Below are 13,416 nucleotides of genomic sequence, written 5' to 3'. Positions count from 1 at the left end.
TTGGCTAGCGCCACGCACTACTATGCCGTACACCATTTTAATGATTGCCTCGACCAGCTTCTTTTCCGACTACGGCAACCACGTGCGGATTTTGGAAGAGATCCGCGCTTTGCAACGACGCGGTCACCGGATTGTGCTGGTCACGTACCACAACGGTGATGACATTCCGGGTATCACCATCTATCGCTCATGGGATGTGCCGTGGATCAAGCGCGCTGTCGTCGGTTCATCACGCCACAAGCTCTACCTCGACGTAGGGTTGGGGTGGCGCGCCTTGCGCACCGCCTTACGCATTCGCCCTGACATCATTCATGCCCACACCCACGAAGCCGCTGCGATCGGGTTACCGCTACAACGCTTACTCAACCGGCCCTTGATCCTCGACTATCAAGGCAGTATGACCAGCGAAATGCTCGACCACGGCTTCATCCGGCGCACCAACCCGCTGTTTGTGCCATTGGCCCGGCTCGAACGGATGCTCAACCGTGCCGCCGATGCGGTCATGACCTCAACCCATAACGCGGCCAATCTACTGCGCCGCGACCGCTCGGTGCCGGAAGAACGCCTCTTTACGATTGCTGATGGCGTAGATACCGAACGTTTTCGCCCCTACGACGGCTCGCCGGCATGGGCCGCCCAGCGCGCCGAACTGCGCGCGCAATTGGGTATTCCGCCTGATCGCCGGATCGTTGTGTATATTGGGCTGCTAGCGCCCTACCAAGGCACCAATCTGCTGCTTGAAGTGGCCCAGCAGATGTGTCAGCGCCACCCTGATCTGCACTTTTTGATTATGGGTCACCCTGATCCACAAAGCTACCGCAACCTCGCTGCCAGCTTAGGCATCGCCGATCACGTCACCTTGCCGGGTCGGATCATCTACCGCGATTTGCACAGCTATCTGGCCCTCGGCGAGGTGGCGGTCGCGCCCAAGATGAGCTTGACCGAAGGCAACGGCAAGATCGGCAACTATATGGCTATGGGGTTGCCGACGGTTGCCTTTGATACACCGGTCAACCGTGAGATTCTGGGGCCTTACGGTTTCTACGCCAAACTGGGCAACGCCGCAGATTTCGCCGCTCAGCTCGAGCTTGCGCTGACCAACCGTGAGCTGGCCGCCGAGCGCGCTGCCGGAGCGCGAGCGCGGGCCGTGACCGAATTGTCGTGGGAACGGGCCGCGATTGCGATTGAGGGGATCTATGCTGCTGCCATTGCCCGCCGCCAAAGTGAGGACGACGACGAATGAGCGCAGGGCGTTTATCCGGCAACGGATACACGCCCCACCCGATCACAAAATCTGGCTAAGGAACAGTTTCGTTCGTTCGTTACGCGGATTAGTGAAGAATTGGTCGGGAGTGCCCTCCTCGACAATCTGGCCCTGATCCATAAAGACAATCCGGTCAGCCACTTCGCGGGCAAACCCCATCTCGTGGGTCACGCAAAGCATCGTCATACCGCTGCGGGCCAGCGTCTTCATCACATCAAGCACCTCTTTCACCATTTCAGGGTCAAGCGCTGAGGTCGGCTCGTCGAATAGCATAATCCGCGGTTCCATCGCCAAGGCGCGCGCAATCGCCACCCGCTGCTGCTGGCCGCCAGATAGTTGACCGGGGTATTTGTGAGCCTGCTCACGAATACCCACCCGTTCGAGCAACTCAAAGGCTTTCGCCTCAGCCTCTTTGCGGGTCTTCTTGCGCACCCAGATTGGGGCGAGAGTAATGTTCTGCAAGACCGTGAGGTGGGGAAAGAGGTTAAATTGCTGGAACACCATACCCACTTCACGGCGAATGGCATCAATATTGCGAATATCGTTGGTCATTTCGATGCCATCAACGATAATTCGCCCTTCCTGATGTTCTTCGAGCCGATTGATGGTACGGATGAAAGTGCTCTTGCCGCTGCCGGAAGGGCCGCAGATCACAACCACTTCACCGCGTTTTACCCGCAGACTCACATCCTTCAAGGCATGGAAATTACCGTACCATTTATTAACGTTTTCGCAGATGATAATTGGTTCGCTACTGCCATTTCCGCTCATATATCACATCCTTCGCTCGCAAACAGGGAACAAGCCGCATTAGTGCCGGCTGCGCGCAATTTGATCCTCGATCCGCTTGCTAATGCGCGACATAGTAAAGCTAAACACCCAGTAAATCGCTGCAATGACGAGAAACGTCTCGCGCCACACACCGCCGGGAATGCCCAGCCATTCAGGCTGGCCGACGATATTCTGCGCTGCGCCGAGCAGATCGACAAGACCAATAATGACCACCAATGACGTATCCTTGAACAGCGCAATGAACTGGCCAACCAGCACCGGCACCACTGCGCGCAGCGCCTGCGGCAGCGTAATCAGCAGCGTCGTCTGCACAACGTTCAGGCCTAGCGCACGTGCCGCCTCAACTTGGCCTTTCGGAATCGACTGCAAACCGCCGCGCACATTCTCGGCCAGATACGCTGCGCTGAAGAGCGTCACCGCAATGACAGCCCGCACCAGCGCATCAATGCTCTCGCCGCCGGGAAGAAAGAGCGGCAGCAACAGCGCACCCATAAAGAGCACTGTTACCAGCGGCACCCCGCGGATTAACTCGATATAGAGTACACAGAAGGTGCGGATAACCGGCAACGAGCTGCGCCGGCCCAACGCCAGCAGCACCCCAAGTGGGAACGAGAGCACAATCCCGCTCACGGCAAGAATAAGCGTCAGGATCAACCCACCCCACAGCTTTGTCTCAACCACCGGCAAGCCGATGCCGCCGCGCAAGATCAATATCACAGCCGGGTAAGCCAGCAGCCACGCGATGATCAGCGGCCAGCGCACTTTATTCCCGATGAGACGGGCCACCTGATCACCGCCAACTAGCAATACCGCACAGATAAACATGAAGAGCCAGCCGGGAAGCGAGGTCTGACCGGGCAAATCAGGGAAGGTAAACGCGACAACACCGAGACCAACACTGATCGCTGCGGCACCTAACGCCACCATGCGCACGATACCGCCCCACAAACCTGAACTCAGACCAAGCAACAACATCACCAATGCCATTGCCGCCTGTGGACGCCAAAGCTGATCAACCGGGTACGTCCACGTTAGCAACAGCTTGATATTGGTAAACGCCGCTGGCCAGCCGGGAGCAGTCACCATCCACGAAACAAAGCTCGTCACCGTCTGCACGATGATATAGAGCAACACCACTGTGATAATGACGTTGTACCACGTCGAAAAGAGATTTGTGCGCAACCACTCAATCAAACCGATCTGCTGGCGCGGCGCGCGACGGGAAGTTGGGCGACTAACTTCGGTTGCCACAGGCGTCTCCTTAGCGCTCAACGAGTTGAATGCGGCGGTTGTACCAATTCATAAACAGCGACGTCAGCAGGCTGACCGAGAGGTAACTCGCCATCAACATCAAGATCACCGGAACAGCTTGGCCGGTCTGATTATTTATCGTGCTCGCTACGTAGAACAAGTCAGGATAGGCGATAGCCACTGCCAAGCTGCTGTTCTTGGTCAGGTTCAGATATTGGCTCGTGAGCGGCGGGATAATCACGCGCAGCGCTTGGGGCAGAATCACCAACCGCATCGTCTGGCCGGGGGTTAATCCTAGCGCGCGCGCCGCTTCACGCTGACCTTTACTAACTGCCAAAATACCGCTGCGCACAATCTCGCCGATAAACACAGCGGTGTAGATCACCAAGCCAACCAAAAGAGCGGCAAAACTATTGGTGACGGTAATGCCTCCTACGAAATTAAACCGCTGCAATTCGGGGATGGAGAGGCTCACCGGCCATGCGCCGTAGACGAAATAGGTCGTAAAGAACCCGATGAAGGCCACACCCACGGCAATCAAGAAGGCTTGCGGCATTGCCACGCCGGGCCGGTCGCGGCGGGCAAACTGGATGCGGCGGATCGTGTAATAGATGATTCCGCACGCAATCCCGCCGTACACCCAGACCATCCACGTATCGAAATCGTTGGCCGCCTGCGGCCATGCCAGCGTCGCGCCGCGGTTATGCAGATAGAGCAGGCCGCCAATATCAATACTCTCTTGAATACGGGGGAACAGACGGGTCAGCGAAAACCAGAAGATCAATTGCAAGAGCAACGGCACATTGCGCACAATTTCCACATACACCAGCGCCACATTCCGCAACAGCCAGTTGTCAGAGAGGCGAGCAATGCCAAGAATTAAACCTAGGATGGTTGCAAGAACAATGCCAATACCCGCTACTCGCACCGTATTCAAAATCCCGACCACAAACGCGCGTCCGTATGTCATTGAGGGATCATACGGGATCACGCTTTCGGCGATTGGAAAGCCGGCAGGAACCGACAAAAACGCGAATGTCGGCAACAGATTAGCCTGCCGCAACCCATTCATCATGTTCGAGTAGAGGTACCAGAGCAAAGCTATGACCGCGATTGCAAAGACGATTTGCACGATAATCGCAATAATGCGAGTGTCGCGATAAAACGGAATTGTTCCTTTATCGGAAGGAAGTGGTGGAGAACCAGCCGCCATAGGCTACTCCTTATATGAGAATTATCCAAGTAGAGTAGAAAGCAACCAATAACCTCTCCCAAATTGTCTCAATCATCTTGATTTACAACACAGTAGTACGGTCAACGCTGACCATCGCGAGAGATGATCACGCCTCATCATCAGCCAGCAGCCGCTGTTTTGCGCGGCGTTGCAATGCAACATCTTTTTTTATTAAAGGGGCGACGTGTTGCGTCGCCCCTCCAATTCACCCCCAAGCGAACCTATCCGCCATAAGCTAGCCGTTCGATGCCTAGCGGAAGGGCGGCGAGTAGAGCAGACCGCCTTCGGTGTAGAGCGCATTCAGACCACGCGGCAGGTTGAAGGGCGTATCGGGGCCGAGGTTGCGATCGTAGATCTCGGCGTAATTACCCACGTGGCGAATAATGCGCACTGCAAAGTCGTTCGACAAACCAATGCCCTTAGCCAGATCGCCTTCAATGCCAAGGAAGCGGCGGATCTCAGGTACGTCGCTACTGAGAAAATCATTCACATTTTGCGACGTAATGCCATATTCCTCAGCTTGGAAGGTCGCAAACACAATCCAGCGCACGGCGTCGAACCACTGCGCATCACCCTGCCGGACGGCTGGGCCAAGCGGTTCCTTCGACATTGTCACTTCAAGAATCTTGTGATCAGCCGGGTTGCTAAGCAAAGTCAAGCTCGAAATCAAGCCCGACTTGTCGGTAGTGAAACCATCACACTGGCCGGCATCATACGCAGCGCGGGTCGAGTCGCCATCTGGGAAGACCACCGGCGTAAAGGTGAGACCACGGGCGCGGAACTGGTCGGCCAAGTTCAATTCGGTGGTAGTGCCAGTCTGGACACAAATAGTCGCACCGTCCATATCCTCCAGCGTCTCGATGCCGCTGTCTTTGCGCACCATCATGCCTTGGCCGTCGTAGAACGTCGTCGGCGCCCAGTCGAGGCCAAGATTGCCATCGCGGCCCAACGTCCACGTACTATTGCGGATCAGCACATCAATTTCGCCGGTCTGCAAGGCGGTAAAGCGCTCTTGGGCGCTAAGCGGACGATACTCAACCTTGTCCGGATCGTCGAACAACGCCGCAGCAATTGCGCGGCAGAAATCGACATCGAAACCACGGCGGACACCAGCCGTATCGACGGTGGCGAAGCCGGGCAGCGGATTATTGTTGACACCGCAGATCAGCGTGCCACGGGCCAGAATCCGCTCAATCTGACCGCCGGCTGCGGGTTGGGCAGGCGTGCCGCCGGCAGGCGCTGCGGTCGCAGCAGGTGCAGCGGTCGGCGCCGGTGCAGCAGTCGGCTGCTCAGGAGCCGTGGTGGCCGGTTGGGCCGGCGCTGTGGTGGGCGACTGCTGAGCTTGGCCGCCGCAGGCAGCCAATATCAAGCTAAGCAAACCGGCCAGAACTAGGGTGATGTGTTTACGCATGTCCTCTCCTATACAATCTGATACGGTTGCGCGCTCACGCCGGACCTTCCGGCGCTGCGAACCGTGCGGTCCCTTTGGAAATGAGGCGAACTGGCCCCACGCGGCATCGTTGCGCTACATTGACTTCATGTCGTTCGGATTGGGAGAATGATACCATGATTTGCCAGAGTGTGCAAATTGTGTCAGGGTTGCACAGGATCAAGCGATATGGCGGTGACCAACCTACGCTGCGCCTCTGAATCCGCTTTGGCGTTGAACCAGTCGGATGCGCAACCGGTCATCAATTTCGCGCGTCGGCATCGGCGGGAGCCGCACGGCCGTGCGGTGCTACAATGGGAACGATTGTAAATCGTGACCAACCTGCGCTACGCCCCTGAAGCCGCCTGCGGCCACCTCGGCCAACGCCTGCGCGACCGGCATTGTCCAGCGCGGACTGAAATGCACCAACACCAGTTGGCGCACTCCGGCGGCAGCGGCTACCGCACCGGCTTGACGCGGGGTGGTGTGACCGGCCAACGGCTCAGCAACCGTCGCCTCGTGAATCAGGAGATGCGCACCGGTGGCCAGTTCGGTCACTGCTGGGCATGGCTCGGTATCAGCCGAGTAGCACACCGCCGGCAACGATGGCACGGTAAAACGCAGGGCAATGCATGGCCGGCTATGCGCGGTTAACGCCGTCGCTATCTCTAAACCATCCGTCAGAAGCAGCCGGTCGCTAGCGGCGATCGGTCGCCATTCCGCCAGATCCGCCCATTCTTCCAAACCTGCTGCTAGCACGTACTCACGCGCTAGTTCGAGGGTTGGCGCGAGGCCGTAGACCGGCAGCGGCTCGGTGCGCCCGCCTAAACGCAGGCTGAATAGTAACGCCGGCAGACCATTGACGTGATCGCAGTGGCTGTGGGTGAGAATGACACCCTGTAAGGTTTGCGGGTCAATCCCCGCCGCCAATAAACGGCGGTAGCTCTCGCCGCCAACATCAACCAGCAACGACCCTCCCGGCCCGTCCCAAACTAGATGGGTATAAGCGCGATCGGGATCGGGCAAGCCGGTGCCAGTGCCGAGCAAAACAATCCGTGCGTTTATCATAGGGTTGTCCTTATGGCTTACTCCTCATCAATCGGCACAAGCCGCTTGCGTAAGGCATAAATCGCCACTTGTGTGCGATCAGCTAAGTGGAGCTTTGAGAGAATGTTGCTGATGTGGGTTTTAACCGTCTTTTCCGAGACGATCAGTGTATCGGCAATCTCCTTGTTTGACATGCCCTTAGCGACTAACCGCAACACATCCATCTCGCGTGGGGTTAGTTGCTCGACCGGCGCTTCGTTGGGGCGCGGTGTGTTGAACTCTTGCATTAACTTGGCCGCGACATCGGGATGCAAGACGGCTTCGCCGCGGCAGGCGGCACGGACGGCATGGGCCAGCTCTTCCGGTGAAATATCTTTGAGCAGGTACGAGATAGCGCCGGCTTTGATCGCCGGAAACACTTTATCATCGTCGGCAAAGCTGGTCAGTACTATTACCTGAGACGAGGGACTGACCGCTTTGAGCCGGCGGGTGGTCTCGACGCCATCAATGCCGGGCATGACTAAATCCATCAGCACAACATCGGGCAAGAGCTCGCGGGCTAGTTCCACCCCCTCTTCACCGCTGCCCGCTTCGCCGACCACCTCGATGTCGGGTTGCAGTTCGAGGAAATCGCGCAAGCCTTGACGCACGACGCGATGATCATCAATCAACAGCACGGTTATTTGTTCCATCAGCCGGCCTCCTGCGGAATGAATAAGCTAAGGAATGGCGGCGCCATGTACCATCAGCTTGCGCCGACCACGTATTGCTTGGTATGACCTAATATCGGGTAGTCTCTAGATACTTGACCCTTACCCCCCCTCTTCGTTCGCACGCGGGGGAAGAGGGAGCTTCCCGATTCTGAAACGTACCATCCCCTCCTCCCACTCCCTACTCACTCCCCGCATTCCGCCCGCGTAGCGGTACCACCACCTCGATCTCAGCGCCCGCACCGGGATGCGAATAGACAGCGAAAGTACCGCCAAGTTCGGCAGCCCGTTCGCGCATGCTGAGCAAACCGAGATGGCGACCTTCACCCGAAGGTCGCGCGGCGGGGTCGAAGCCTTGCCCGTCATCGATCACACGAATGCGCACCTGATCGGCAGTAAATTCGAGGTGAATCTGGACATTACGGGCCGCGGCGTGTTTGACGATATTGTTGAGCGCTTCTTGCACAATCCGAAACAGCGGCTGTTCCATACCACGAGCATAGCGCTCATCGCCGATCACGTTCAGCTCGATCCGTAGTCCTTCGCGATGGGCCAAATGCTGGGCATGTTGTTGAATAGCGGCTACCAACCCCTGATCGCGCAACGCTGGCGGGCGCAATTGAAAAATGAGCGCGCGCATTTCGGCCAACGCAGCAGTAGCCGTCTCTTGCAGCCGGTCGAGCAAAGCTGGCACGCGGGCCGGATTCCGCTCAAACTGGGCGCGGGCCGCTTGAGCCGTCAGAGTCATGCTAAAGAGTTGCTGGCTGACGCTATCGTGCAACTCGCGGGCCAAACGGTTGCGCTCTTCGAGCGCCGCCGCCTGTTGAGCGCGTTGGTACAGCCGGCCATTCTCAACTGCACCAGCCAGCATATCGGCCACCGTTTCGAGCACCGCTGCATCCTCAGCGGTCAAGCCAGCCGGTTGCGGCGATTCGATATTTAGAACTCCTAAGGTTTTTCCATTAGCGATCAAGGGCACACACAACTCTGAACGAATATCGAGCCGCTCGCTCAAACCGAGATAATCGGCTTCGCTGGCCACATCTTCGGCGCGCACAATGCGCCCGCTGCGCGCAGCCCGCCCCACCAAACCGAGATTGATGTGTTGGCGATAGCCCACCCGCGAGGGCGCATACTGACCGGCGGAAGCAACGAGCACCAACTCGCTGGCATCATCTTCAAGCAAGAACAGATCGACTTGCGGGTAGCCAAAACCTTGCTGAATACGCTGGGTAGCCAGCGGTAACGATTCGCGCAGATCGAGTGTAGCGGTGACGATGCGTGCAATCGAATTCAGCACCGCCAATTGGTCGGCGCGGCGCTGCACTTGCGCCGCCAACTGCTGCGACTCGGCGTAGAGCTGGGCGCTGACAATTGGCCCGCTGACCTGCGCGGCAATCGCTTCGAGCAGATCGACATCTTCATCGCTAAATGCACCGGCGCGGCGGCTTACCACACTCAGGACGCCGATGACCCTGCCGCCACTACGCAATGGCGCAATCACGCACGAGGCCACCTCTGGCCCGAACATCAACGCCTCGCGTGTGGCTGTCCGGCAATCGTCAATCACGAACGGTTGGCCGCTCTGCGCTACCCATGCCAACATTCCATCGAGCAATGGCAATCGTTGGCCAACCATGTCTGCCAACGATGGCGATGCCGCAGCGACGAGCAGGTCGTTGGTTTCATTGAGCAGCGCCACTACACCGCCGCCGAACGCCGCAGCCAATCGATCAACGGTCTGGCGCAAGATGACCTCAAGATCAAGGGTCGCGCCGACAGCGCGCCCCAATTCGGCCAATAGTTGCTCTTTCGCCAACAGACGAGCGCTGCGCTCAGCCAGCCGCACGTTTTCCACCGCCAGCGCCGCTTGGCGTGCAATCGCTTCGACCATCCGCACCGTTGCCAGATCGGGCGGCTGCGGCCACGCAATCACGATCACCCCGATGAGCCGCTCGCCACGCCCCCGCAATGGCGTCAGCAACGCTGCCGCCGGCGCAATGGCTACTGTGTCAGGTACACTGGCAGGCAAGGCCTCCGCCGGAACGAGGTACGAATAACTGAGCCGGTATTCGGGCCGCAACAAGGGCTGGTACAGCACTGGCTCAACCGGCGCGGCCTGTAACTGTTCGGCAAACTGTAGAGCGACGCCGGCGAAGGCGACGGCGTGCAGTGTATCACTTTCATCATCGCGCAGCCGCGCATAGACGCAAGGACTGCCAACAATTCGCCGCAGCGTCTCCACCACTTCGCCAAGCAAACCTTCCGGCGAGTCATCGGCGCGCAGTGCATCGCCAAACGCCAGCCAGTCGCCGAGCGGGAGTGATTGGTTTGCGGCTGTAGGATGCGAAGCGCCAGTCATAGTTGTTGCTCGTAACGTTTGGCAGCTCCCCTCTCAACACCCCGCTGAGGGAGAGTTTTATGCCCCCTCCCAGCCTCCCCCGCTGGGGGAGGAGGGGGCAGAACCCACAAGCGCAAATGTGGTTGATGGCGTTGCGATGCGCCAGTTCACCCTCGCTCCCAGCCCCTCTCTCACTGGCGTGGGAGAGGGGAGCGTAGCACCGGGCGTTGAGGCATCGCACAGCGATTAACGGTTATGATCGACCACATGTTCTGTCTACCCTTAACCCGCTACGGGGAGGGGTATTTATGTATTTGCATTGTCGCACATACCGGCACTGATTACAACTCACGCTCATCGGCTTCGCTGGTCTCAATCGGCGACTCGCCGCGCCCGATCAGAATCGGGCCAAATAACGATATCTGCTCGACCACAATCGCGCGCCGCTTGAGCAATTCCAACATCGCCCAAAACGATACGATCACCTCTTCGGGGGTTGGTTGCGCGGTAAGCAGATCGCTAAAATCGAACCATGCCGCGTGTTCGAGACGGGCGCGAATGCGCGCAGCGACTTCAGCTACGGTCAGACGAGGCACCAGCACGATCCGTTCTTCCGGTTCGAGTGGCAACTGCAACTGAGCGCGGCGGGCCAGCGCCTGCAACAGATCGGCGACGCGGTAGCTGGATGGGGGCGGAGCGATCGTGAGCGGCGGCGGCGCAACCCGGACGAAGGTGCTGCGTCCGCTCTCGTGCCAAACGCGCAGCAGCTCGGCGGCTCGCTTAAAGCGTCGGTACAACTCAAGTTGGGCAGCCAACTGCTCGGCATCTTCATCAACCGGCGCTGCCGGCGCGCTCGGCGAACGGGGCAAGAGCGCGCGCGACTTAATCAGCACCAGACGAGCAGCCAAACTCACAAACTCGGCCAGCTCGTCCGGTTCGACCGCTTCCAGCGCGCGCACATGAGCCAGATACTGGTCGGTCACTTGCGCCAGCGCGATGGTAGTGATATCGAGTTCGGCCCGTTCGATCAGGCGGAGCAGTAGATCAAGCGGGCCGGTGAAGACAGGTAACGTAATTTCGTAGGGCATAATGCTTGGTACAAACGCAAGACGCGAAGATTTTTTATCATTATGGTAAAATTATGTTAAGCTACACAATCATCCCTTTGCGCCTTTGCGTTCCCCACCCCTTCGCGCCCTGCTAGTTCTGCTCGTCAGCCCACTGCAAGCGGGCAGCACGACCGGTCGGATGCGGATCGTGATAATGACGGATCGTCTCAACAATTTCGGGTGGAGACCCGGCCGCTGCCGCCATCCGCGCGCCGCGGGCAGCATGCTCGGCATAGACGGCGATTGCCGGCACGAGCCGGGCGGCAATCAGATAAAGCGCCGGCCAGCGCTTGAGGATTGTCGCCAGCACATACCAGCCGAGCGCCATCGGGCGGCCTGCATCATCAACCTTGCCGCAATCGTGGTAAAGCGCCGCGCGCAACAACAACTCATCACGCTCGCCGGCGGCGATCAGTGTGTGGTAGACATCGAGACAGTGGCGCTGGTCGTAGAGCGGCATCTGCCAAAACAATTGTTGTTCGGCTGGAGTCAGCAATTGCGCAACCAGCTCATATTCGGCGGGTGAAACTTCGGCACGCAAGGCGTTGCGAAGTTGGCGAATGCGGTATGATACAGACATGAGACGATCGCTTGTTGCCATTGATGGTTATCATCGGCGAAGCATTATACCGCCGGAAGTGACACCGGCGCAATTGGCCCGCTTCGCTTGAAAGAGTCGCAGAGGATACAGAGGAACGCAGCATGAGTACGTGACTCGCTGCGCTCAGCGGTGCAACTGATTGTACCATGGTAGAATGAGACTATGAGACACGCTATCATCTTGCTCAGCTTCATCTTCATCCTTGCTGCCTGCACTGGCACACCGCAAGTCAACCAACCACTCGTGGTTGGCGAAACACCAATCGCATCTGAAAGCAAACTCATCGACACCAAACCAGACTGGGCCGCCATTCCCGGCGAGAAAGCGCCCGATTTCAGCTACACACTGGCCGATGGCACCTACAAATTGAGCGATCTACGTGGCAAGCCGGTGATCGTCAACTTTTGGGCCACGTGGTGCTTGCCTTGCATCGAAGAGATGCCGGAATTTGAGGCAGCCCGCCGCACGAATCCCGATCTGGTGATTCTGGCGGTCAACCGTAATGAGTCGACCGAAGCGATCGCCGCCTTCGCGCCGAAAGTAGGGGTCAGCTTCCCCCTAATCACCGATCGCGACGGCACCATTGGTGAGCGGTACGGCGTGACAAATTTACCGACTACCTTCTTTATTAATCGCGATGGTACTATCGCTGCCCGCCACCTTGGCGCGTTAACCGCCGTGCGGCTGGCCGAGCGATTAGCGGAGGTTCGATGAGCGAACGTTCTCCTGATGAGATTCTCCGTATGGCGCAAGAGCGGATTGCGGCGCGGAAGGAGGCTGGGAGGCGGCCTATTCCGTGGGGGCCAATCTTTCTCGGTAGCTTCAGCGCGCTGCTGATAGCCCTGCTCTTTAGCCCCGGTATGCCGCTGGAATGGAAGATGTACGCGGTAGTGCATGGCATTTGCGCCCAGCAGCACAACATCTTTGTCGGCGGGTTGCAATTTCCGCTCTGCGCGCGCAACAGCGGCATCTATCTGAGCTTTATGCTCACCTTCCTCTATCTGTACGCAATCGGGCGCGGGCGGGCCGGTAAGATTCCGCCGTGGCCGATTGCGCTGACGCTGGTGGCTTTCGTCGGTATTATGGCGGTTGACGGCTTCAATTCGCTCCTCCTTGATCTAGGGCTGCCCAACTGGTACCAGCCCGACAACTTTTTGCGCACCCTCACTGGGATGGGCATGGGGATCACGATTGCCAGCGCGTTGCATATCGTGCTCAATAACACCCTACGCCAAAATGTCGATCCGCACCAGCCGATCTTTGCCAATTGGTGGGAACTGCTCGGCATTATCGTCATTGATCTGTTGGCGCTGGCCGCTATCTACGGCAATCTCGGCATCACCTTCTGGCCGCTGGCATTCCTCGCCTTCTTCGGCATTCTCGGCGTGCTCTATTTGGTCTGTTTACTGCTGACCAGCCTGTTTATGGGCTATGAAGGCAAAGTGACGAGTCTGCGCCAACTGGCTGGCCCGGCGACGATTGCACTGTTCCCAACGCTTTTGATCGCAGGCGCGATGTCGTGGTTGCGGTTCTGGATGGAGAGTATGGGGTTGATTCTGTAAACGCAAAGGAGCGGGGATGGTAAAACGCAAAGGCGCAAAGGTTTTATGATAGGGAGCAGAAGAACGGATGGGCGTG

Annotated in this window: 12 protein-coding genes; 3 read left to right on the top strand and 9 right to left on the bottom strand. The window is 58.2% G+C overall.

The window, feature by feature from the left end; all coding sequences use genetic code 11:
- Window positions 1–22 precede the first annotated feature (22 nt).
- On the top strand, window positions 23–1,243 hold the full coding sequence (locus Q1A59_RS05575) for a glycosyltransferase family 4 protein (RefSeq protein WP_298403521.1): 1,221 nt from the start codon (window positions 23–25) through the stop codon (window positions 1,241–1,243).
- A gap of 42 nt (window positions 1,244–1,285) precedes the next feature.
- Here Q1A59_RS05575 and Q1A59_RS05570 read toward each other — a convergent pair whose 3' ends face one another.
- The 9 genes from Q1A59_RS05570 to Q1A59_RS05530 form a co-directional block, all read right to left on the bottom strand.
- On the bottom strand, window positions 1,286–2,035 hold the full coding sequence (locus tag Q1A59_RS05570) for an amino acid ABC transporter ATP-binding protein (protein WP_298403522.1): 750 nt from the start codon (window positions 2,033–2,035) through the stop codon (window positions 1,286–1,288).
- Between the two features lie 39 nt (window positions 2,036–2,074).
- Complete coding sequence (locus tag Q1A59_RS05565; protein ID WP_298403524.1) at window positions 2,075–3,307, bottom strand: amino acid ABC transporter permease; 1,233 nt, start codon at window positions 3,305–3,307, stop codon at window positions 2,075–2,077.
- A gap of 10 nt (window positions 3,308–3,317) precedes the next feature.
- The gene (locus Q1A59_RS05560) at window positions 3,318–4,520 is read right to left on the bottom strand and encodes an amino acid ABC transporter permease (RefSeq protein ID WP_298403527.1); all 1,203 of its coding nucleotides are present in this window, start codon (window positions 4,518–4,520) and stop codon (window positions 3,318–3,320) included.
- 271 nt (window positions 4,521–4,791) lie between these two features.
- Window positions 4,792–5,952: an amino acid ABC transporter substrate-binding protein gene (locus Q1A59_RS05555; RefSeq protein WP_298403529.1), complete on the bottom strand. Its 1,161-nt coding sequence runs from the start codon at window positions 5,950–5,952 to the stop codon at window positions 4,792–4,794.
- 327 nt (window positions 5,953–6,279) lie between these two features.
- Window positions 6,280–7,038, bottom strand: coding sequence for an MBL fold metallo-hydrolase (locus Q1A59_RS05550; RefSeq protein WP_298403531.1), 759 nt, complete (start codon window positions 7,036–7,038; stop codon window positions 6,280–6,282).
- Between the two features lie 17 nt (window positions 7,039–7,055).
- A complete protein-coding gene (locus tag Q1A59_RS05545) occupies window positions 7,056–7,709 on the bottom strand; it encodes a response regulator transcription factor (protein ID WP_298403533.1) in 654 nt (217 codons plus the stop codon).
- A gap of 199 nt (window positions 7,710–7,908) precedes the next feature.
- The gene (locus tag Q1A59_RS05540) at window positions 7,909–10,089 is read right to left on the bottom strand and encodes a GAF domain-containing protein (RefSeq protein ID WP_298403535.1); all 2,181 of its coding nucleotides are present in this window, start codon (window positions 10,087–10,089) and stop codon (window positions 7,909–7,911) included.
- A gap of 320 nt (window positions 10,090–10,409) precedes the next feature.
- Window positions 10,410–11,156, bottom strand: coding sequence for a ScpA family protein (locus Q1A59_RS05535; RefSeq protein WP_298403538.1), 747 nt, complete (start codon window positions 11,154–11,156; stop codon window positions 10,410–10,412).
- Window positions 11,157–11,268: 112 nt separating this feature from the next.
- Window positions 11,269–11,757, bottom strand: a complete 489-nt coding sequence (locus tag Q1A59_RS05530; protein ID WP_298482197.1) for an HDIG domain-containing metalloprotein — start codon at window positions 11,755–11,757, stop codon at window positions 11,269–11,271.
- Window positions 11,758–11,940: 183 nt separating this feature from the next.
- Here Q1A59_RS05530 and Q1A59_RS05525 point away from each other — a divergent pair, with 183 nt between their 5' ends.
- Both Q1A59_RS05525 and Q1A59_RS05520 read left to right on the top strand, forming a co-directional pair.
- Entirely contained in the window at window positions 11,941–12,492 is a 552-nt protein-coding gene (locus tag Q1A59_RS05525) for a TlpA disulfide reductase family protein (RefSeq protein WP_298403542.1), read from the top strand.
- Complete coding sequence (locus tag Q1A59_RS05520) at window positions 12,489–13,340, top strand: DUF2085 domain-containing protein (RefSeq protein WP_298403544.1); 852 nt, start codon at window positions 12,489–12,491, stop codon at window positions 13,338–13,340. Before Q1A59_RS05525 ends, Q1A59_RS05520 begins: the two co-directional genes overlap by 4 nt.
- Window positions 13,341–13,416: the final 76 nt, after the last annotated feature.

This window comes from uncultured Chloroflexus sp. (genome assembly GCF_937951745.1).
GTDB lineage: Bacteria > Chloroflexota > Chloroflexia > Chloroflexales > Chloroflexaceae > Chloroflexus.
This window is presented reverse-complemented; position numbering and strand designations above follow the sequence as displayed.

Coding starts and splice junctions, on each gene's coding strand:
- Q1A59_RS05535 (WP_298403538.1), bottom strand. CDS start 11,156: ATGCCCTACGAAATTACGTTACCTGTCTTCACCGGCCCGCTTGATCTA.
- Q1A59_RS05520 (WP_298403544.1), top strand. CDS start 12,489: ATGAGCGAACGTTCTCCTGATGAGATTCTCCGTATGGCGCAAGAGCGG.
- Q1A59_RS05570 (WP_298403522.1), bottom strand. CDS start 2,035: ATGAGCGGAAATGGCAGTAGCGAACCAATTATCATCTGCGAAAACGTT.
- Q1A59_RS05530 (WP_298482197.1), bottom strand. CDS start 11,757: ATGTCTGTATCATACCGCATTCGCCAACTTCGCAACGCCTTGCGTGCC.
- Q1A59_RS05550 (WP_298403531.1), bottom strand. CDS start 7,038: ATGATAAACGCACGGATTGTTTTGCTCGGCACTGGCACCGGCTTGCCC.
- Q1A59_RS05555 (WP_298403529.1), bottom strand. CDS start 5,952: ATGCGTAAACACATCACCCTAGTTCTGGCCGGTTTGCTTAGCTTGATA.
- Q1A59_RS05575 (WP_298403521.1), top strand. CDS start 23: ATGCCGTACACCATTTTAATGATTGCCTCGACCAGCTTCTTTTCCGAC.
- Q1A59_RS05525 (WP_298403542.1), top strand. CDS start 11,941: ATGAGACACGCTATCATCTTGCTCAGCTTCATCTTCATCCTTGCTGCC.
- Q1A59_RS05540 (WP_298403535.1), bottom strand. CDS start 10,089: ATGACTGGCGCTTCGCATCCTACAGCCGCAAACCAATCACTCCCGCTC.
- Q1A59_RS05545 (WP_298403533.1), bottom strand. CDS start 7,709: ATGGAACAAATAACCGTGCTGTTGATTGATGATCATCGCGTCGTGCGT.
- Q1A59_RS05560 (WP_298403527.1), bottom strand. CDS start 4,520: ATGGCGGCTGGTTCTCCACCACTTCCTTCCGATAAAGGAACAATTCCG.